Below are 19,745 nucleotides of genomic sequence, written 5' to 3' on the forward strand. Positions count from 1 at the left end.
CGACGTACTCAACGACGACGAATGAGACCAATTCGTGCTGATTCGTAGGTGCGTGACGGAGTTACGGGCGGGCGAACTTTCTAGCTGCACGCTCGGCGCGTACGCGCTGGCCCTTCATCTGCATCTGTGCAAACTGTTCGCTGACACCGTAGCGAGCGGCGACGCGGGAATTGTCCCACCCGTCGAATGCCATGCGTTCGGCGGCTTGGAGTGGGATGAGAAGTTCGCCGGCCATGAATGTCGCTTGCTTCTCCTGCTGTTCGTCGAATACCCGCTTGTGGTCTTCGCCGAGGACGACTTGATCGAACTTGTGCTCGAGCAGGTGGTGACCGAGTTCATGCGCGATGTTCGAGCGCCTGCGAACCGGTGCGTGCTTGTCATTTTCGACGATGATGCGGGCCGTTCCAAGGGGTACAAGCATCGCTGACCACGAGCTGGTATTTCGTTCGGTGAAGCGTCCGAACACCTCAGGCGGCAGGCCGTAGTCGACACAGTCGGTCAAGCTGTATATGGGGATGCCGTGGGCTTCAGCAAGGTCATACGGGTCCAGCGGGTCCAACGGACCAAGAGTGAGCTCGGAGCGCTCGTCCTCGGCGACCTCACGCATGATCTTCTGTGTCCAACGCACGACGTCGACAGCTCCTTCAGCTCTTCCGCTCGGCCTTGAAGCGTCTGGCTGCGGCCCCGATGACCTCCTGTAGGTATTCCACGTCGGTTTCCGATAGGTCGCGCCGCGCTCGCAGCAGCGGGGTGAGTGAAGCAACAAGCTCGGGTTCGGGGGTATTTGGGTCGCCCGGGGTATTGGTGATGTAGAACGCTTCCGCCGGCATTCGCAACCAGGTGGTCATGGCGGCAAAAACTGCTACATCCGGCTTTAACCCCTGAGCCATACGGGACACGGTGGACGCGCTTACACCGAGCTCCTTCGCGAGTTGGCGCCACGACAGGTCGGCCTCGACGCGCGCGGCGTCTAGCGCGTCATGGAGTGCCTTTACGTTTACCGCTGGTGGCGGGGTCAAGATTGCGTTCTTCCTGCATTGCTCGACATGTCGATCACACGTGATACTGTAGCACTTGCTCGACATATCGAGCACTGATCGACAAAGCGCGCATCACTTGGGATGTCGCAGACCAGGAAGGGCCCAGCAATATGTCCGATAAGGAACCCGAGAAGGCCGGTCACCGCACCGTCACCTTGGTAATCAACACACGCCGGCACCAGTGGGACGAAAACAAGATCAGCTACGAGCAAATAGTCGAGCTCGCGCATCCTGGACAGGCAATCGAGCCGAACACGGACATCACGGTCCGCTACTCACGCGGACACGATGGCCACGGCAGTGGCACCCTCACAGCTGGCCGGAGCGTCGCAGTCAAGGACGGAATGGTGTTCGATGTCCACCGCACCACTCGCTCATGACGCGGACCTTGCGCGCCTACTGGACGACGGCTACGACGTCGTCATTCAGCAGGGACACCTCATCGTTCGGCATATCCCCTATGTCACGACCGGGCGGACCATCGCGTACGGGTTTCTCACCTACCCGGTCACTGTGTCCGGGGATACCGTTGTCTCAGGAACTGACCACCGTATCTGGCTTGGCGCGTCCACCCCGTGCGATGAACACGGGGTCCCGCTGACCATTGCACAACCTGAGGTCCATCAGATGACCGCCACCGAGGTGGCGAACTTCATGCTCTCGTCCAAGCCGGCACCAGATGGATACCCGGACGAGTATTCGAAGATTACGACCTACGTTCGGATAGTCGCTCAGCACGCGCAGGCGCTCGATCCCACCGCAACCGCCACCCCTGGTGCCGCGTGGCAGGAAGTAGAGGATGACAGCGTGTTCCACTACCGCGACACTGCATCATCGCGAGCAGGGCTCGCGGCACTCAACGCTCGCTATCGCGGTCAGCGGGTTGTCGTCGTCGGGCTTGGAGGCACCGGCAGCTTTATCGCCGACCAGATGGCCAAGATCGAAATCGATGCATTGACGCTCGTCGATGGCGACAGCTTCGACAACCACAATGCCTTCCGTGCGCCGGGCGCACCGGACCTGGCCATGCTGCGGACGCGACCCAACAAAGCGAAATACTTCGCCGACATCTATTCCCGCATGCACCGTCATGTCAGTGCAGTTCCAGAATTTCTCGACGTTGACAACGTGGACCGGATTCTAGAGGGAGCGACGTTCGTGTTTCTCGCGTCCGACGATGCCTCGAGTAAGAAGCCCGTCATCGACTGGCTCGAAGAGCACGACGTCCCGTTCATCGATGTCGGCATGGGAATAGAAGAGGTCGACGGCCACCTCACGGGACTGCTCCGGGTTACTACGAGTGTCCCAGGCCACCGTGATCATGTCCGGGACCGCGGACTCATCCCGGCCGCCGCTCCCGGGCTGGACGACTACGGCCGCAATATCCAAACCTCAGACCTGAACTGTCTCAACGGAATGCTGGCCGTCATCCGGTTCAAGCGGTACCTCGGCTACTACGCCGATCTGACCGACGAGGGATTCTCGACATACGCCCTGTCGACCAACGAGATCGCGAACGAGGAGCGACGGTGACCGCTGTCCTGGCTCTGACGCCGGAGTTCATCGACACCTTTCCATCGCCGATGCGGTCTGGTGTGTTGTACGTGTCGATTACATATCGGACGACCGGGCATATGTGCTGCTGCGGGTGCGGCGAGGAGGTCATAGCCCCACTCGCGCCAGCGCAGTGGTCGCTCGTGTTCGACGGCGAGACGGTATCGATGTACCCATCGATTGGGAATTGGTCACTGAAGTGCCGTTCTCATTACGTGATACGACGCAATCAGGTGATGCAGCGACGCCAGTTCACGGCTAAAGAGATCGCTGACAACCGAGCCGAAGACCGCGCCGCGATCGAGAAATACGACCGAGCTCAGCTGAACTGCGACACCCCTCACGCTGCGTCTGGAGAACCATGGTCACCGCGCGCCTGGGTTCGCGGGGTCCGTCGTTGGTTTGCATAAGTTCGCGTGTATCAATCACCGGGTCCGTATGGGCCGGATGAAGAGCGTTGCGTACCTACTAGAGCCCAATGTCTGTCACAGCGTTTCCGATCAGGGGCGCGTGTTCGCGGCGGTACACCTCGACGGAGTCAAGGCTGGCATGTCCAGTCTGGCGTGCAATAGCCGATCCGTCGGCACCGTTGCGGGTGCCCTGCGTAACGAACCCGGCGCGGAGCGAGTGCCCGCCGAGCTTGGCGAGAGCAGTCGGGTTGAAGCCCGCGTGGTCAGCGCGGCGGCGGATGGTCTGGTGGATCGCGGCCCCGGACAGCGCGGTCGCACTGAGATTCCCATTCTTGGCGACGGCGCGGAGTAGTGGTGCGCGGGCGGCAGTGCGGGGTACTCCCCCGCGGCACACGTGGCCGATGAACGGCTCGGGCTTCCGGAGCAAGCGGATTACCGACGGACGGCCGCCGGCATCGAACGCGGCCACAACCTGGACCCATCGGACGTACGCACACGGCGGGCAGGTCTCGTGAGAGTCGGTGTACGGCAGCGCCTTGACCGCTCCCCCGCCCTCCTGGTCGGTCTTCGACTTCCGTAGCCGCACGTGCAGTCCGTCGTGTCGATGCACAGCGATGTCTGCACAGACTATCTCCGATAACTCGCTGCGGCGGAATGCGCCTGCGAAGCCGAGCAGCAGGATAGCCGAATCCCGGCGCTCCAGAACTTCGTCCGCCCAACCCCGGCAACGTTCGCGGGCCGTCCCGACAAGGAGCTTGATGTCGTCGACCAGCAGCGGATCTCGTGGGGTGCGGGGGCGGTCCCCCGCGGCGGCGTACTCCCGCCGAATCCCGGACAGGGTTGCGGCGACGAGTTCGTGTGCCGTCGGGGACAGATGTCCGGTAGTGCGGTGTTGGTGGTTGATCGCGGCGATCCAGGTGCCGAAGGTGGCGACGGCGTAAACCCGCTCCCCTGTTTCGTTTCGGGTGTCTGCGGCGTCGACGAGATAGGCCGCGACGGTGATCGGGTGCGCCGGTAGCGTCACGTGACCATTCGTCTCGCACCAAGTGGTGAAGCGTCTCCACGCCGCGGCGTACGTCTTGCGTGTTCCTTCGGAACGAGAGGACTGCACAGCGGTCGCGATTCGCTTCGCGACGGCCGGCGGGATCTCCGGCTTGACGGCCACCGACCGGGAACCGTCAGGGAGATCAACGGCAGTGATCGCCGCAGGCGTTCGGCTCGGTCGGAAGTCCATATCGGCAGCCTAGCGTAGGTCACCGACACGTTCGCAGTGTAAAACTAGTCTGAACTGGTGGTTTGTCCAAGATGGTGCGGAAAATGCAATTTACAGATTCAATATCTATAAAACCGTGGGTTACTTTTCTCAGCTCGAAACGGCCCAAACATTCGGTGATCCTGGTCCGAGAGCTACTACCAGATGCAAGTGGCTTTACCTGCAGGTTTCCTAACGAGCCAGCAGAGTTTCCCCAGTCTGTGTCAGTAGCAACGAGATGCTGTGTGAGGCTTGAGGGCGGTATCTTAAGTTTCCGGCGCAAAATGTCCGTGAAACTGACTCAGTGCCGCACTACCTGTGGTGGTGGCTGGGGTGCATCTGAGCCGTGATGGGTTCGATCTTGCTGCGAAGCCCAGCACCGCGCGCCACGGGACCCCTGCACCAAGTCCCTCGCGCCGCACAGGCGTAGCGTCCGGATGCCGGATGCCGGATGCTGCTGCAGTCGATCGTGTCAGCGAACAGGCGATTACGGAGTCACGCCGCACCTACGGAAAGAGGCGCGTGGCTGACCGATCACCGTTGGAATCTCATGACCCCATGACGTTAAGGTGAGCGGCGGCCAATATCGGTGAGATTACGACGGCTCTCGTGGTGGTGTTCAGAGAATTTCCGTGAAGGCATGGGTGCAGAAAGGAGTTGGGCGACGACACGCACAATTCGTCACTGTGACGTTGCGTCACCTTCGCCCCGCTCCCCCGTCGCAGGCGCGTCAATCCACACCGCAGACGCCGCTTGCTGCCACTTGCCCCACATGTTCGCCAAACGCCGTCGTAAAGTGCAGAAGACCATACGCACGGCCATACAACGTGCCATACGTATGGCCACAAGTCGGGCTGTAGATATGTCCATGAGTTCTTCCGCTGAGTGTGCTTGTTGCAGTGAAAGAACGCTCCGATGGGGGTCGTGATGGTCACGCCTAACTACGCGCTCTTAAGGCCCGGACAGACCCATGCTTATTGCCAGGCGTACAACGGTGGCGCATCTAGAGCTCTTGAGATTAGGTCACGTAGACAGCGCTGGTTCTGCGCAGCGCTCGCCTCCCCATCGAACGACGCTTTGTTGGCTACCGTTCTGGTCGTCTCGGCCGAGCCGCTGCGGTTCAGAGCTGTGTCGTCCAATTTTCACGCATTCGGCAGCGGTCGGCGTCGAGGGTGTAGCTCATTTCGCCTATCTCATCACCGAGGGTCGTGGTCTCCGTCGTACGCCTGATGTCCAGCTCGTTCCGGTCAAGGGCGGTACTTGGTTCCGCGTCTCCGTCGCTGGGACTCCGAATAGTGAAGGTCTCGACGGGTGGCGTGCCAACATAGGCCCTCTCTGCCCGCTCGTGCCGCTGAGCAGTGACATCCACAGGGTGGGGGGCCCGAGACTTCCGCATAGGGTCTAGTTGAGCTTCAATGGCCGCAGTGTCACGGGTGCACAGAACCGACGTTCACCGACCTCATCGGTGCTATGATATGGACGATATAGCGCACACGACCTGCATGTTTGCCTGCTGCCGTACATATGGCCATACGCAAGCCCATACATAAGACCATATGTATCGCCGCGTCTATGCTCATACCGACGAGCGGAAGAATGGACGCGCAGCAGGTACTGTAACTGAACATTCATACGGTCATGTGTTTGTACGTTGGAATGTTCAGTTACAAGCCCATGCAAGCGTCTATATGAGGGTCCGTATCTAAAACCGTAGATACAGACATCCGTCGGGTCGGAACCATGACCTGCGAATAGGTCTGTGATATGTACGTTTTAAAGCGCTTATGAATAGCCGCTTTGCTGTCAGCATCAAAGTTCTTACGTACAGCGACACCTCAGGAATGTGCCAAGACTGTGCAACCAAGCGTGCTAAAGACCACTGGTCTGGAAGTGTGCAAGGATATTGAAACGGCTGTTTTTGAAGCAGCACCTATTGACATTGGTCGGGCTGCAACCACAACCGATAGCAAGTACCTTGACAAATACTGAAAACAAGTCGTTTCAGCGTTCACATACTCGGTCGGCAGACTGACCTTACAGCCAGCAATGTCAACGACCCGATCAACAGCCTCAAATGCGTCCCCACAAGGAGTCGTTTTACAGCGCGTGTCGCAGTACCCATGGACTGCAGCTCTCCGGTACCTTCATACGGGTGACGACAACCGGAATCTCTCGGACAGTGCTGGTCGCGAACCAGAAAGGCGGTGTCGGTAAGAGTTCAATTGTCTCCGCCGTGGCGGGCATGGTCGCCGCCGCAGGGCGGCGCGTACTTGTCGTAGACGCGGACCAGCAGGCCAATGTCTCGGCATCCGACCTGGGAGTCGAAGGAGACGGTGGACGCGGTCTCAGCATGGCGCTGCAATTTGCGCAGGCACTCACCCCTGTTCGAGATGTCCGCCCAAACCTGGATGTCATCGCTGGTGGGCCTGCACTGGCGGTTGTCGCATCTGTCGCAGCGACCGCCGCGCAAACGGGAATCGACCTGCGCCGCAATCTGACTCAAACGCTCAATAATCTGAACGACGCTGAAAAGTACGATCTGGTGCTTATTGATTCCGGGCCGGGTGATGCCCCACTCCTTGAAGCCCTGCTAGGTACAGCCCGCTACCTCGTCGTCCCCACAAAGGACGATGACGCCAGCTTGTCTGGCGTCGAACTGTTGGCGATGCGCTACCTCAGAGCACGGAAAGCCGGGTCGTCTATTCAGCTGCTGGGCGTGGTCCTTTTCGACACAAACCCCCGCGCGACTGCACGAAACCGTGAGGTTTTCGAACAGGTCAACGAGCTCCTCGAAGGTAGCGGCGCGGACCCGTTCGAGACATTCATTCGATCTGACCGTGCTGCCGCGGTTGACCTTCGGACCCGCCATCTCACTCCGTTGGAGCTCGTGGACGTCGCCGAATCGGACCAGAAAAATCGATTGCAGAGGCTACGTCAGAAGAACAAGTCCACTGACCGGTTGTGGTCGCGAGATCCATCCGGCCTTGCGTCGGATTATCAAGGGCTCACCCGCGAGATTTTAGGTCGTGTTGCAAACGTTGAACGTGACGCGGTTGCGGGCGGCGTCGCATGAGCACAAGGAAGCGTCGTGCCGCCGCGTTCGATCCGAACGCTCTTAACGATCTCGACGATCTACTTCCCCCTCTCAACCTGGTACGTGATGCCGCAGCGGCTGGCGGGAGTAACGCTCCGCAATTGGTTGAGAGTGCAGACGCCGACCCTCAGAAGAAAAGCACGGGTGGAAACACAGCTGATAGGCCCGTAGCGTTCGATCCGCTCCGCGAGGAGCGACCCCAGGCGCTGGCAATCGTGGGGGCGGACGATGCTTCTGTGACGGGAGAAGGCGCTTCGGTTGGCTTCGAAGACGGACCCGCGGCAAACGACGAACCTGCCCCGAATCCGCAGGACGCCACTCCCTCTGCAGTCGGGGAAGCCGCTTTAGAGGTTGCTGCACCTCAGGACACCGACGAGAAACAAACCGTCGCCCCACGTCGTACTGATGCGCGACGGCGAAACTCAAAACGAGACTCGACGACGAACGCAGGTCGTGTAGCTCCACCTGAAGTGGCACTTCCACACGAGGTCTATAGCGCTCTCCGAACGCTCACGTTAGAAGAGCGGGGCGCAAACCCCACAACAGCGCGTTCTTACGGACAGGTCGTTCTGGATGCCGTCGAAAAGCACGCCGACGACCTGAAGGCGCACTGGGCAGACGCAGCCGCGACAGCGGGCACAGGCATGTTTAGACGCGCGGAGGTGGGAAGGCCCACCCGCAGGCGGCACAGCGCACCGCTGTCTCGGGTTCCGCTCGCGGGCGTGATCAATTCGGACGCGGCGATCCTCGACCAGTTAGCTGGCGATTGGGGCGCTGGCAGTCGAAGCGCTCTCGTCGAGCAGGCGTTACGTCTGTACCTGCGAGTCAACTGAAGTTGCAAACTGGCGCGGCGGGCTTTCCGCTGTACTACGACGATTCCAACTGCTGCAAGCGGTTAGACGCTCAGCAAACAATCGTGAACAGTCCTACAGGGCATCGACGCCCGCAGTCGCCAACAGAAGGAGCCTTGAATGGACGCGCGCAAGCAGCTAAGCGTCGCGGTCGACCAGTCAGCAGAGCCAACAGTCCAACCGCGGGTGCTTTTTGCCGCGTTGATGACAGGTATCGCATTGACCGTGGGGATCGCCGCGTCCTCGTTCTGGCTGTCGTTTGCGGCGCTACGAGAGTTAGCGGTTATGGCCGGAACCGATCCACGGCTCGCTTGGGCTTTGCCCGCTGTCCTTGACGGCGCGATCGTCGCAACGACGGTAATTGCACTGGCCCTTTCTCACCACACCGACCCGAAAACGGTTCGCGGTCGCAGGTTCATACTTACCGTCCTAGCCGTCGCCGCCGGCGCGTCGATTTTCGGCAACGGCTACCACGCAACATTGACCCCAGATTCGGTCCCGGCCGTTGTGGCATCCGGAATCGCTACTGTCGCTCCAGTCTTTCTCCTCGCGATGACGGAGGTGCTTGCGGTCATTCTGCGTGCGCCAAGAGCGCATCGTCCATTCGCGGCCGACGGCGAGCAGCAGCTGGGTTCGGATTGGTCCAACGCCGTATCTTCGGCCTTTCCAGCGCGCGTGAGCGGGGGACTCGATCCCGATGTTTGGGCAACTGTACTCGTGTACCTCCAACACCCTGATTGGAGCTACAATGATGTTGCCGCCGAACTCGACGTCCAGACGGCCACTGTGAGCGTGCATCTCGCCGCTTGGTTTGACCTGCAGATGACAACAGCGAAGCAGTGCGGCTCGCAACAAACGATTGCCGCACTGAACGAAAAACCCGCAGTCGGGCATCCAGAGAGCCTGCCTGCGCTTGTCTAGCAGTGCCGTTCGCGCACACTTAGGGTCGAGCGTAGGAAGTGGTTGAAGCTCCCATCTCCGAACATGCGGCCAACAAGTCAAGACTCGTTCGATAGAGGCAAATCCGTTGAACGGCAATACATCTACGAGAGCGTACATCTCGACTGGCAGCATTGTGCGCGCTTGTATTTCTAAATACGCTGCGGAAGAATAGAATTTAACCTAGCGGTACGCGTCCAAATCGGGCGGAATGTTAGAACGCAAATTGCATTTTCCGCAGCGTTTACAGCAAAACGCCACCTCAGCACAGTTCTTCTCTGCAGACCTGTCCGTGACCTGCGCTAGGCTTGGAGCTATGGCCTTCCGACCAGGCCGAACGCCTGCGGTGAGCGCAACGGCAGCCTCTGCCGAGCTTGCGTCGACGGCAACGGAGCCCGAGATCCCACCGGCCGTGGCCACGCGGATCGCCAAATTAGTCGAATCGTCACGGTCCGAGGGCACCCGGCGCACCTACGCCGCCGGGTGGCGACGCTTCGCCGGCTGGTGCGAGCGCGAAGGGTACGCCGCGTTGCCGGCGCGCCCGGTCACGGTCGCCGCCTATCTCGTCGACGCGGCCGACACCCGCACCGAAGCGGGGGAGCGGGCCTACGCCGTCGCCACCTTCGGCACCTGGATCGCCGCGATCAACCACCAGCACCGCACAACAGGGCGCCTATCCCCATCCGCACACGAACTCGTGACCGCGACGATGTCGGGGATCCGTCGGGAGTACGCCTCAGCGGGCGACCGGCCCCGCACCCCCCCGGGACCCGCTTCTGGTCGACGACATCAAGATCCTTGTCGGTACTGCCAGACAAAGGTGCCGGGCGTGGGCCGACGAGGTGCTCGAGCGCCGCGACTCAGCCAGTCTGCTGCTCGGGTTCGCCGGCGCGCGTTCCGCCGCAGCGAGCTCTCCGAGCTGCTGTGGGGCGACCACCGTGCACCGGCACGACGGTCTACACGTGCGAATACGGAAGTCGAAGACCGATCAGGAGGGCAGGGGAGCGGTGAACCCCTGCCCTACACAGGGTCTTACGAAACCTGTCCACCCTGCGCCTGCGTTCGCTGGATGCAGGTCCTCGCCGCCTTCGACACCGGCGGCCGACCGTCCGTCATCCGCCTGCTGCGTAAGCTGAAACCGTTCGACGCTCATGTGTGTCGCGGGGGAGTGCCGCGCACCGCCCGAGCACCGCTGCTGCGGGCTGTCGCGAAGAACGGCAACCTCGGCCTCACGCCGCTGTCCGGGGCTGCCATCCACCAGACCATTCGCCGCCGCGCCGCACACGCCGGTTACGACCCCACGGCCATCGCCAAACTCGGTGGGCATTCACTTCGCGCCCGGTTCGTTACTCAAAGCACCCGCAACGGCGCGCCGACGGATCCGCCATCGCACGTCAAACTGGTCACGCCAGACTCGACTCCGTCGAGGTGTACCGCCGGGAGCATGCCCCTCTGGTCGGAAACGCCGTGACCGACATCGGCCTGTGAGGTAAGAGATGTCACGCCGCATCCTGGGTGCTATCGAGCGCGTTTGGCGGATGGTGCACGATAGTGCCGTGGGAACCGTTGCTTCCAGCTACAACACCTCAGTAGGAACCCTCGTGAGCATTGGCTACGAAGGTAAGACAGTCAGCGATCTAGTAAACCAGCTGCTTGGGCAGAACGTGACCGTTCTGGTCGACGTGCGCCTAACCCCTCTCAGTCGCAAGCCGGGGCTGTCGAAGACGAAATTGGGCGAAGCCCTTCGCGCTGCCGGTATCGACTATGTTCATCACAGAGCCCTAGGCAACCCCAAGGACAATCGAGCCGGATTCCGCGCTGGCGAAGCTAAGTCGCTGATTCGCTACCACCAGGTGCTCGATACGGCAGCAGCAACCGACGCACTTGCCCACGTGTGTGAGCTCATGGACGGTGGTGCAGTGGCGCTTCTGTGCTTCGAAGACAACCATTCCGAGTGCCATCGCAACATCGTGGTAGACCGACTTCTCAGGACGCGTCCGAACGCTGAAGTGGTGCACGTCTAGAACAACGTGTCCTCCACCTTTGGATACCACACCCCGAGGACCGAAAATGAGCGTCGGCGACGATTCTGATTACCAACGAAGAAGTGGACGTCGTTGCCTGAAGACAACAGGTCATCGCGCCACTTCTTCAGCATCGCCTCTTTGACCCCGTCAACGCCGTACTCGCGCAGCCAACGTCGCCCTGCCTGGCCTACCTCCCAGTCCAGAACTTTCTGGTCGTGCTTGTGACCTCTGCACTTCCGAGCCTCGCAGCGGTACTTGTACCGCACCGCAAACGGGGCAGTTTCCAGAGGCTGAACGGACGTTCCGAAAAGGTCTGGAGCCGAGGCCTTGTCGATTTTTGCCTGTTCGTTGACCGTCCAACGATCTCCCTCGACCACGCTGGTCTCAATGTCGCTCGGTTTGATCAAACCCAGCGACGGAGATGGTTTTCCCATGCCACCCAGAGGGTTTCGATCGAGCAGATCACACATCGTCGTGCTACCAATCAAACCGTCGAGATTTTGTCGCCGCCGATACCAGTTACTGCTCGTGTCCAGCTGCTCAACGTGTATTAGTTCGTCTTGACGAGGACGGAAAGACTCGGGACGATTGTCCCGGGCCTGATGGTAGGTACCGTTGACTCGAATGATCTCGTATTTCCTGAAGCGACTGTCGAAGTCTGCGTTCCGAAACTTTACCGGGTACAACCGAATCCACTCAGGACGCCCGCGGTCGAGTCGGACACCCGCCACACAGACCGTCTCCCCATATGTCTCGCTCGGGTTCGGATAAGTCTTGACGGTGACCATCAATTCGGCCGTTTCCTCTCCGGGCCGAGGCGCTTTGAGCATCACCAACTCCCTGATCTTGTCCATCGACGCAGCGTATCGGTTCGATCAGGCGGCTTCTCAGCGAAGTAAGCTGCGCGGCACCAATGCCCGCTCCGCTCTTAGTGGCGTACCCCGTCAGTGCCGGGGCAGCCAGCATCTTCAAGCCAACTGTGCCCATAGGAGCGGGCCGCAACCATGCACCCTCTTACGATCAAGTAGACACGGAAGCGAGCATGCCCGAGTGTCATTGTTTCGCTTGTTCTTGTACGGCATCGGAGATGGTGGTGGAGACGTCGACGACTGCCCGCCGCACAACGTTCTGCCGGACAAGCCAGGTGTGCATGACCAAAGATGGGTTCACCAGGCGTCTCCACGTCCATCCGGGGAGTAATCTGTCGGCGCTGACTTGGGCCATGATCGCCGCTGTGGCGCCGGTGGCACGCATACAGGCATGAGCGTTTTCGGTGTAGTTCGCGTAATGCCATCGTGGATTCGCACCGACTTGGTGAGCGGCGGCGACGAGTTGGTCGTGGCCGATGGGAACTTGTTCGCGCGAATGAACCAGTACATCGAGAGCATCGAGTTCCCGAAGTTCGAATGTGTCGTCGGTGCCCGTAGTCAGAGGGTCGCCGGCCATCACCACTCCGAAATCGTCTTCGAGGACGAGCTGCTGGTACAGATCCTGCGGCGGTGGTTCATGCAAGAACGCTATATCCAGGTGGCCGGAGCGGATCCTGTGAAGGTGAGTATTGCTGCTGGAGTCGGACAGCGATAGATACACCTCTGGATGCCGAAGATGAACGGCGTTGATCCAATTGTCCAGCCACGGCAACGCCAGCCCAGGTGCCAACCCGATCTCGACTGTCTCCCGCACGGGCCCGGCTTCGCGTGCCGCATCTCGTGCGGAGTCTGCGTATCTCAGCATTGTGACCACGTGCTGATACAGCGCTGTCCCGGATCGGGTAGGTAGCAATCCGGTGGGCACTCGTTCGAACAACGCCACACCACACTCACGCTCGAGCAGCTGAAGTTGCCGGGTCAGAGCAGGCTGCGAAACGACCAACGATTTGGCGGCGGCCGACAACGAACCGCGGTCGAACGCCTCCACAAAATAGCGAAGCTGACGTAGTTCCATGTTGCTGACTCTCCTCTTCCGAACCACTCTATAACTTTGCCTGATACCCCCAAGTGGACATCGGCATTGGATCGGCGCCGAAATCTGAGTTTTCATTGTGGCGGGCGCCACATCGAATCGTGAGTTCATGCGGAGCTCTCAATGAATCGAAAGGAACATCACAATGGCTGCAGTAACCCCCGTCGCATCCGACCCCAGGTATCGCTGGGTCGTGCTGACGCTGTGCTGGGCGGCTTTCACTATGACATCGGTGGACCGGGCGACATGGGGACCCGCAGCCGGCTCGGTCGGCGAAGATCTCGGAGTGGCGGTCGCCGGTCTCGGAATATTTGCCACCACCTACTACATCGGTTATGTCATCTCGACGGCTGTCGGAGGATTCATCGCCGACTGGTTCGGAAGCCGCCGAACGGTCGGACTGTCGATCTTGATGTCCGGTGGTTTCATGCTCGCGTTCGGCGAAGCCGAGAGTCAAGCCCTGGGGCTGCTGTTTCAGGCCCTGATCGGACTGTGTGCCGGCGCAGAAGTCGGCGCCGGCGTCAAACTGATCACCAGCTGGTTCGTACCCGAACGTCGCGGCTTCGCGATGGGTATCTTCATGACCGCTACCTCCCTCGGACTCGTCATCGCCAACGCCGTTGTTCCCTCGTTGATCGGGTCGCACAGCTGGCGCACCTCTTACCACCTATTCGGGTTCATCTCGATCGCTCTCGGCGTCGTCTGCCTGCTCGGTTTGCGTCAGGGTCCGCTGATCCTTCGCCGGGATGGCGAATCGAACAAACCGAACCTGCGCCCGCTCTTTCGCAACCGCAGCCTGCTGATGCTCGGTCTCGCCGGGTTCGGTGCCCTCTGGGGTACCTACGGATTCGTGACGTGGTCGAACTTGCTGATGGTCAAAGGCGCCGGAATCGATCCGGTCCGAGCCGGAACGGTCGTGGTGATCTTCGGAGCAGTCGCAGTGTTCTCCAAACCCGTCATCGGCTACATCGGTGACGCACTCGGGTTGAGCCGCAGAAATCTTGCCATCGCCATCCTCGTTGCTTTCGCCACATGCCTCATCGTCTTCAGCTTCGCCACGACCGCAACCCAATTCCTCTGGATCGCACCGTTCTTGGGGATCGCGGCCTACGTCTACAGTCCCGTGCTCATGGCGATGATTCCATCACTGTCCGGAGGACAACTTGCGGGATCCGCCACGGGCGGGGTCAACGCATTCTGGCAGCTCGGCAGCACCATCGTGCCCACTGTTGTCGGCTTGGTCTACGGAGCGACGAGCTCGTTCCAGACGGTCTTCGTCGTCCTCGCTGCCGGACCGCTGCTGGCCGTCCTTCCGCTGCTGTTCCTGCGAAGCAGCGACATCCACGAAGTCATCCCCGCAGCCACAACCTCCACCAAGCCCGTCTCCGCACACTGAGAAACCTGAACACGGAAAGTTGACATATATCTCATGATATCGACCAGCAACGACAATCATTACGACGTCATCGTCGCTGGCGGCGGCTCTGGCGGAGTAGCTGCAGCAATCGGCGCCCGAAGGGCAGGGGCTCGCACACTGCTCATCGAGCGCGGACCGTGCCTCGGTGGGGCAGCTACCCTGCGCAATGTCGTCACTTACGCGGGTCTCTACACGCGTGACGACCTCACGCAAATGGTCTTCGGGGTCGCCGACGAAGTCGTCGCCGCACTCGAAGCACGCGGCGCCGTCAGCGCACCGCGCAAGTACAACGCCGTCACCGTCGTCTTCGACCCGGAAAACGTCAAAGTGGTCCTGGACCAACTCTGCAGCGACGCAGGTGTGGACGTGCGCCTGCACAGCTTGCTCATCGGCGCCCACACCGATGGAGACCGCATCACCTCCATCGACGTCGCCGACCACGAAGGTCTTCACCAGTTCACCGCCGACGCCTTCGTCGACGCCACCGGTGACGCCGATCTGGCCCATCACGCTGCCGCCGACGTTCGCTACGGAACCGACGGCTGGGTCCAAAACGGCAGCCTCGGAGTCCGATTCGGCGGCATCGACGCGGACGCCGACGTCACCGTCGCCACCCTCGGTGCGGCCGTCCGCGATGCCAAAGCATCAGGAAAGACGAACTTGCTAGCCGAGTCCGGCCTGGTTGCCAGAATGCCGATCTCGGGGGACGTGATTGCCTACCTCGTCGACGAGGGTTACGACGCGCGGTCCGCCCGAGACACCAGCCGCGCCGAGAGTCACGCCCGTGTACAAGCCCAGGCCTACCTCGATGCGCTGCGTACGATCCCCGGCGCCGAGAACGCGTACATCGTCACCACCGGACCCGAACTCGGCACACGCGAATCCAGGCACATCATCGCCAGGGACAAACTCACTGAAAACGACATCCTCCACCCCACCACCACGGAGAACGCTGTTGCCATCGGCGCCTGGCCCATGGAATACCACCCAGGAGCCGGCAGACCCTCGACATGGACATTCATCGGAGAACCCGGATACTTCCCGATCACGCTCGGCTGCTTGCAAAGCACAAACCGCTCCAACCTCTACGCCGCCGGGCGCACCCTCGACGGAGACCGTCAAGCAGGGGCATCGGTCCGAGTGATGGGGACAGCATTCGCCACCGGCCAGGCATCAGGAGTCGCCGCCGCCCAACAAGCCCTGACAACGCAGTGCACTACCGAATCGGTGCGCGGCGAACTCCAACGCCAAGGCGCCCGGCTCCCGGAACACGTTCACGCCTGATCACTGCCCGTCTCGCCGCCCGTACAGCAAGTCCTATCGCAACAACGAAAACAGGAGTCGAATCCCATGGTCGCCAAGATCGCACTGGAGGAGCACTTCGGTGCCACCGATCCGAACATCGTCGAGCAATCGGCTACACACTTCACCGCCGATGCATGGCCGGCACACCGTGACATGCTGCTCGACATTCACGAGTCGCGACTACACCTGATGGACGAATGCGACATCGAAAAAGCTGTCCTCTCACTACTCTCACCAGGAATCCAATCCCTCCACGACACCGCACACGCTGTCGACTGGGCCTTACGTTTGAACGATTACGCAGCCAAGCAGGTCGCGCAGCGCCCCGACAGATTTGCGTCCTTCGCAGCGCTGCCCATGCAAGACCCCGACGCAGCAACTCGTGAAATCCGACGAGCAGTAACCGAATTGGGATTGGTTGGGGCGCTGGTCAACGGATTCTCTCAGATCGGGGACGAGAACACCGTCGTCTACCTCGACGACGAGCGGTACGCAGAATTCTGGGCCACCGTCGCAGAGCTCGACGTCCCCGTCTACCTACACCCACGCGACCCGCTCGAAGCAACGAGCCCTCAGTACAACGGGCATCCCTGGCTCTACGGCTCAGCGTGGGCGTTCTCTGTCGAAACCGGAACCCACGCACTACGCCTGATGGGCAGCGGGCTCTTCGACCGGCACCCGAACCTATCGATCATTCTCGGCCATCTCGGTGAGCTTCTGCCGTACAACATCTGGCGAACCGACCACCGAGTGGCGGTGGCACCGAGAGGTATAAAGATCGAACGATCCTTCGGACACTATCTACGCAACAACTTCTACCTCACAACCAGCGGAAACTTTCGGTCGCCGGCACTGCTCAACACCATCCAAGAAGTCGGAACCGACCGGCTGCTCTTCTCCGCCGACTATCCCTTCGAAGACATGCGCGAAGCCGCAACATGGTTCGACCGGCTCGAACTCAACGAAAACGACCACATCAAGATTGCCCGTACCAATGCACAGCGGCTGTTGAAAATCTAGCTAACTGGCACGACGTGGACGACGCACGGATCGCGCTCTGCAAAAGTCCGCCATAGCGCACATTGAGCCGTAGACGACCCGGTCCGTGCGTCGCCCCCCGCAGAGGGGTCGGACTGATCGTCGACAAACCTCGACTGGAACCCACACCATGTGCGACCGCTGCTCGTCGGCACCCGATCGTCGCACACCCCATGGCAACCAACGCCGCACCACAGCCGCCAGAGCATCGCGTATGGGTGGTGAGCAATAAGCCATTACGCCTTCCTGCAACCTCAGCTTTATGGAGTCCCACAATGACCACAGCAGAAGCCCGCAGCGACACCGTCGCGACTCCGACCGCGGCCGGGTCCGGTAGCGCTGCAACCGACAAGTTCAAGAACGAGCGTGTCTCCGCGGACACTCCGCCCGAGCGTGTCGCCGCCATCGCGAAAGATGCTCTAGCAGCGCTCAATCAAGTAATCATCGATCACGAGGTGACCTACCCGGAGTACCGAGTGCTCAAGCAGTGGCTCATCGACGTCGGCGAGGGCGGGGAGTGGCCGCTGTTCCTCGACGTGTTCATCGAGCACTCCGTCGAAGAGGTTCTTGCGAAGAGCCGCAAGGGCACCAAGGGCAGCATCGAAGGTCCGTACTACATCGCAGGTGCTCCCGAGCTCGGATCCGTTGCGACGCTGCCGATGCGTGACGAGGATCGTAAGGTCATCCCGCTCGTCTTCTCCGGCCAGGTCAAAGATCTGGACGGCAACGGCCTTGCCGGTGCACACGTGGAACGATTCAGCCTGCGCCGTACCAGATTCCGACGGACGGCCCGACCGGCGCATTCGTCGCGGCACAGGCGGCGCATCCGTGGCGTCCGGCGCACCTACACCTGATCGTCTCGGCCCCCGGTAAAGCGTCGGTGACCACTCAGCTGTACTTCCGCGGTGGCGAGTACGTGGACGACGATGTCGCGACGGCCACCAAGCCCGAGCTGATCCTCGACCCGGTTCCGGGAGGCGGCGGCAAGGACTACGTCAGCTACGACTTCGTCCTCGACCCGGCCTGACCGTCGCCGGCGCCGAAATCGAAGCTATCTCCACCTCTGGAAAGAAGGCCGATGTCCGATCTGACGATCGAATCCGTCACCACCACCATCCTCGACGTTCCTCTTGTCCGGCCACACAAGTTCGCCACAACGTCGATGACGGCGCAGCCGCTCCTGTTGGTGGCCGTCCGAACCAGAGGCGGGGCAGTGGGGTACGGCGAAGGTGTCGTGCCAGGAGGCCCATGGTGGGGCGGTGAGTCGGTCGAGACGATGCAGGCGATCGTCGAGAAGTACATCGTGCCTGTGCTTGTCGGTCGTCGTGTCGACGACATCACCGGAATCCAGCGGGACATCGAGCGGGTCGTTACCAACGCGCGTTTCGCCAAGGCGTCGGTCGACGTCGCCTTGCACGACGCGTGGGCGCGATCGCTCGATATCCCGGTGCATACGCTCCTCGGCGGAGCGTTTCGCCGTAGTGTCGACGTGACATGGGCACTCGGTGCGGCATCGGCCGACGAGATCGTCGGAGAGGCGCAGGAGAAGCTCGACGCCAACCTCAATTTCAGCTTCAAACTGAAAATGGGGGCACTCGATCCGGCCGAGGACATAGCACGTGTTGTTCGCATTGCACAGGCGCTAGAGGGCAAGGCGGGGGTGCGCGTTGACATGAATGCTCGGTGGGATCGTCTCACCGCTCTGAAATACTTGCCGAGACTGGCCGCGGGTGGCGTCGAGATGATCGAACAGCCTACCCCCGCAGACCAATTCGAGGTCCTCGCCGAGCTCAACGCGCTTTTGCCGGTGCCGGTGATGGCGGACGAGAGTGTCCGGACTCCTCACGACGCGCTCGAGATCGTGCAGCGGCGCGCGGCCGACATCATCGCGATCAAGACGACCAAGAGCGGTGGGCTGAAGAAGAGTGCGGAGATCGCAGCAATAGCGAAGGCTGCCGGTGTTGCCTGCCACGGCGCCACGTCGATCGAGGGCCCTATCGGTACGGCGGCATCGATCCAGTTCGCATGCTCCGAGCCGGCCATCGACTTCGGCACCGAGTTGTTCGGGCCGTTGTTGTTCGATGAGGAACTTCTTCAGGTTCCGCTTCGATACGAGAACGGACAAGTTCACCTCTGCCGGAAGGTCCAGGTCTCGGAGTGGAACTCAACCTGGATGCCGTCAAGACGTGGACTCGAAACTAAGGAACAAGGGGATTGACCCATGGCATTCTTTCACGTCCGGATGGACGTAGCTATCCCGCACGACCTGGACCCGGCGGTAAGGGCCGACACGGTCGCACGGGAGAAGGAATACTCTCAGCAGCTACAGCGTGACGGCAAATGGCCCGAGATTTGGCGAATCGTAGGGCAGTTCAGTAACTTCAGCATCTTCGACGTCCGTGACGCCGACGAGCTACACGAGATTCTGTGGAACCTGCCGCTTTTTCCGTACATGACCATCGAGGTCCTGCCCCTCACACGCCACGCATCCGACGTCAAGTAGCCGATCCGTTCGGGCGAGAACCCGACTTGCCGCTCCACTTATCGGAGAGCTGAAAACTAGCCGATGCGTTCAGATACGGCAGCTGGGCGTCGTCCAACGCCGACGCACACGGTTGGAGTCCGAACCACGAGAGTGAAGAGGTCACTGTCACCGATGGTGTCCCGAGCCTCAACGATGTGCGCAACGTCCCGCAAAGTCAGTCGCCTGAATCGCGGTGGTGGGAATGGCCCGATGACGATGGCGACAACATACCTGATCACTGGGAGCGAAATGGTGTCTGGGTCGGCGACGACTACCTCGACCTGCCAGCGGCCGGCGCCGTGAATCTCGTCCTGACCTCTTCGTCTACGTCG

The 19,745-nt window shown here is 61.0% G+C and carries 15 protein-coding genes and 3 pseudogenes; 13 read left to right on the plus strand and 5 right to left on the minus strand.

The genetic code is table 11. The features are described from left to right. Positions 1-61 precede the first annotated feature (61 nt). Together CH273_RS00590 and CH273_RS00595 are read right to left on the minus strand one after the other, a co-directional pair. Positions 62-607: an ImmA/IrrE family metallo-endopeptidase gene (locus CH273_RS00590; RefSeq protein WP_032393646.1), complete on the minus strand. Its 546-nt coding sequence runs from the start codon at positions 605-607 to the stop codon at positions 62-64. A gap of 37 nt (positions 608-644) precedes the next feature. Beyond that, the gene (locus CH273_RS00595; protein WP_082322353.1) at positions 645-1,085 is read right to left on the minus strand and encodes a helix-turn-helix domain-containing protein; all 441 of its coding nucleotides are present in this window, start codon (positions 1,083-1,085) and stop codon (positions 645-647) included. Positions 1,086-1,150: 65 nt separating this feature from the next. Between CH273_RS00595 and CH273_RS00600 the strand changes: the two genes are divergently transcribed. From CH273_RS00600 to CH273_RS28415, 3 genes are all read left to right on the plus strand, one after another. After that, positions 1,151-1,420: a multiubiquitin domain-containing protein gene (locus tag CH273_RS00600; protein WP_032393647.1), complete on the plus strand. Its 270-nt coding sequence runs from the start codon at positions 1,151-1,153 to the stop codon at positions 1,418-1,420. Then, positions 1,395-2,573 carry a ThiF family adenylyltransferase gene (locus CH273_RS00605; RefSeq protein ID WP_032393648.1) on the plus strand — a complete coding sequence of 393 codons (1,179 nt, stop codon included), beginning with the start codon at positions 1,395-1,397 and terminating at the stop codon, positions 2,571-2,573. Before CH273_RS00600 ends, CH273_RS00605 begins: the two co-directional genes overlap by 26 nt. Positions 2,574-2,674: 101 nt before the next feature. Next, a complete protein-coding gene (locus CH273_RS28415) occupies positions 2,675-3,004 on the plus strand; it encodes a DUF6527 family protein (RefSeq protein ID WP_369679412.1) in 330 nt (109 codons plus the stop codon). A 58-nt stretch (positions 3,005-3,062) separates the two neighbouring features. Here the strand turns inward: CH273_RS28415 and CH273_RS00615 are convergent, their stop codons facing one another. Continuing rightward, positions 3,063-4,238, minus strand: coding sequence for a site-specific integrase (locus CH273_RS00615; protein WP_032393649.1), 1,176 nt, complete (start codon positions 4,236-4,238; stop codon positions 3,063-3,065). Between the two features lie 2,170 nt (positions 4,239-6,408). Here CH273_RS00615 and CH273_RS00625 point away from each other — a divergent pair. The 4 genes and pseudogenes from CH273_RS00625 (at position 6,409) to CH273_RS00645 (ending at position 11,164) form a co-directional block, all read left to right on the plus strand. After that, complete coding sequence (locus tag CH273_RS00625) at positions 6,409-7,329, plus strand: ParA family protein (protein WP_230596598.1); 921 nt, start codon at positions 6,409-6,411, stop codon at positions 7,327-7,329. Positions 7,330-8,321: 992 nt separating this feature from the next. Next, positions 8,322-9,122, plus strand: a complete 801-nt coding sequence (locus CH273_RS00635; RefSeq protein WP_052049211.1) for a DUF2637 domain-containing protein — start codon at positions 8,322-8,324, stop codon at positions 9,120-9,122. A 334-nt stretch (positions 9,123-9,456) separates the two neighbouring features. Next, positions 9,457-10,628, plus strand: a pseudogene (locus tag CH273_RS00640) (site-specific integrase). A 68-nt stretch (positions 10,629-10,696) separates the two neighbouring features. Then, positions 10,697-11,164: a DUF488 domain-containing protein gene (locus CH273_RS00645; RefSeq protein ID WP_032393729.1), complete on the plus strand. Its 468-nt coding sequence runs from the start codon at positions 10,697-10,699 to the stop codon at positions 11,162-11,164. On the opposite strand, the gene CH273_RS00650 is transcribed toward CH273_RS00645, so the two are convergent. After that, positions 11,161-12,021 carry a hypothetical protein gene (locus CH273_RS00650; RefSeq protein ID WP_230596599.1) on the minus strand — a complete coding sequence of 287 codons (861 nt, stop codon included), beginning with the start codon at positions 12,019-12,021 and terminating at the stop codon, positions 11,161-11,163. The genes CH273_RS00645 and CH273_RS00650 overlap by 4 nt on opposite strands. Positions 12,022-12,220: 199 nt before the next feature. Continuing rightward, positions 12,221-13,240, minus strand: coding sequence for a LysR family transcriptional regulator (locus CH273_RS00655; protein ID WP_230596600.1), 1,020 nt, complete (start codon positions 13,238-13,240; stop codon positions 12,221-12,223). 34 nt (positions 13,241-13,274) lie between these two features. Here CH273_RS00655 and CH273_RS00660 point away from each other — a divergent pair, with 34 nt between their 5' ends. From CH273_RS00660 to catC, 6 genes and pseudogenes are all read left to right on the plus strand, one after another. Beyond that, on the plus strand, positions 13,275-14,525 hold the full coding sequence (locus CH273_RS00660) for an MFS transporter (RefSeq protein ID WP_052049213.1): 1,251 nt from the start codon (positions 13,275-13,277) through the stop codon (positions 14,523-14,525). Between the two features lie 33 nt (positions 14,526-14,558). Next, the gene (locus CH273_RS00665; RefSeq protein ID WP_032393652.1) at positions 14,559-15,830 is read left to right on the plus strand and encodes an FAD-dependent oxidoreductase; all 1,272 of its coding nucleotides are present in this window, start codon (positions 14,559-14,561) and stop codon (positions 15,828-15,830) included. A 66-nt stretch (positions 15,831-15,896) separates the two neighbouring features. Further along, positions 15,897-16,871 (plus strand): amidohydrolase family protein, encoded by a 975-nt coding sequence (locus tag CH273_RS00670; protein WP_032393653.1) that lies wholly within the window; start codon positions 15,897-15,899, stop codon positions 16,869-16,871. Between the two features lie 293 nt (positions 16,872-17,164). Then, positions 17,165-17,916: pseudogene (locus CH273_RS00675) on the plus strand (dioxygenase family protein). A gap of 51 nt (positions 17,917-17,967) precedes the next feature. Continuing rightward, positions 17,968-19,091: pseudogene (locus CH273_RS00680) on the plus strand (muconate/chloromuconate family cycloisomerase). 19 nt (positions 19,092-19,110) lie between these two features. Further along, positions 19,111-19,392, plus strand: a complete 282-nt coding sequence (gene catC, locus CH273_RS00685; RefSeq protein WP_032393654.1) for a muconolactone Delta-isomerase — start codon at positions 19,111-19,113, stop codon at positions 19,390-19,392. The last annotated feature ends 353 nt before the right edge of the window (positions 19,393-19,745 follow it).

The organism is Rhodococcus sp. 05-339-2 (assembly GCF_002258965.1).
Taxonomy (GTDB): Bacteria; Actinomycetota; Actinomycetes; order Mycobacteriales; family Mycobacteriaceae; genus Rhodococcoides.

Excerpts from the sequence above, each read along its gene's own strand:
- CH273_RS00655 (WP_230596600.1), bottom strand. The coding sequence starts at position 13,240 with ATGAACTCACGATTCGATGTGGCGCCCGCCACAATGAAAACTCAGATT.
- CH273_RS00650 (WP_230596599.1), bottom strand. The coding sequence starts at position 12,021 with ATGGACAAGATCAGGGAGTTGGTGATGCTCAAAGCGCCTCGGCCCGGA.
- CH273_RS00595 (WP_082322353.1), bottom strand. The coding sequence starts at position 1,085 with ATGTCGAGCAAGTGCTACAGTATCACGTGTGATCGACATGTCGAGCAA.
- CH273_RS00660 (WP_052049213.1), top strand. The coding sequence starts at position 13,275 with ATGGCTGCAGTAACCCCCGTCGCATCCGACCCCAGGTATCGCTGGGTC.
- catC (WP_032393654.1), top strand. The coding sequence starts at position 19,111 with ATGGCATTCTTTCACGTCCGGATGGACGTAGCTATCCCGCACGACCTG.
- CH273_RS00605 (WP_032393648.1), top strand. The coding sequence starts at position 1,395 with ATGTCCACCGCACCACTCGCTCATGACGCGGACCTTGCGCGCCTACTG.
- CH273_RS00665 (WP_032393652.1), top strand. The coding sequence starts at position 14,559 with ATGATATCGACCAGCAACGACAATCATTACGACGTCATCGTCGCTGGC.
- CH273_RS00670 (WP_032393653.1), top strand. The coding sequence starts at position 15,897 with ATGGTCGCCAAGATCGCACTGGAGGAGCACTTCGGTGCCACCGATCCG.
- CH273_RS00635 (WP_052049211.1), top strand. The coding sequence starts at position 8,322 with ATGGACGCGCGCAAGCAGCTAAGCGTCGCGGTCGACCAGTCAGCAGAG.
- CH273_RS00590 (WP_032393646.1), bottom strand. The coding sequence starts at position 607 with ATGCGTGAGGTCGCCGAGGACGAGCGCTCCGAGCTCACTCTTGGTCCG.
- CH273_RS28415 (WP_369679412.1), top strand. The coding sequence starts at position 2,675 with ATGTGCTGCTGCGGGTGCGGCGAGGAGGTCATAGCCCCACTCGCGCCA.
- CH273_RS00615 (WP_032393649.1), bottom strand. The coding sequence starts at position 4,238 with ATGGACTTCCGACCGAGCCGAACGCCTGCGGCGATCACTGCCGTTGAT.
- CH273_RS00600 (WP_032393647.1), top strand. The coding sequence starts at position 1,151 with ATGTCCGATAAGGAACCCGAGAAGGCCGGTCACCGCACCGTCACCTTG.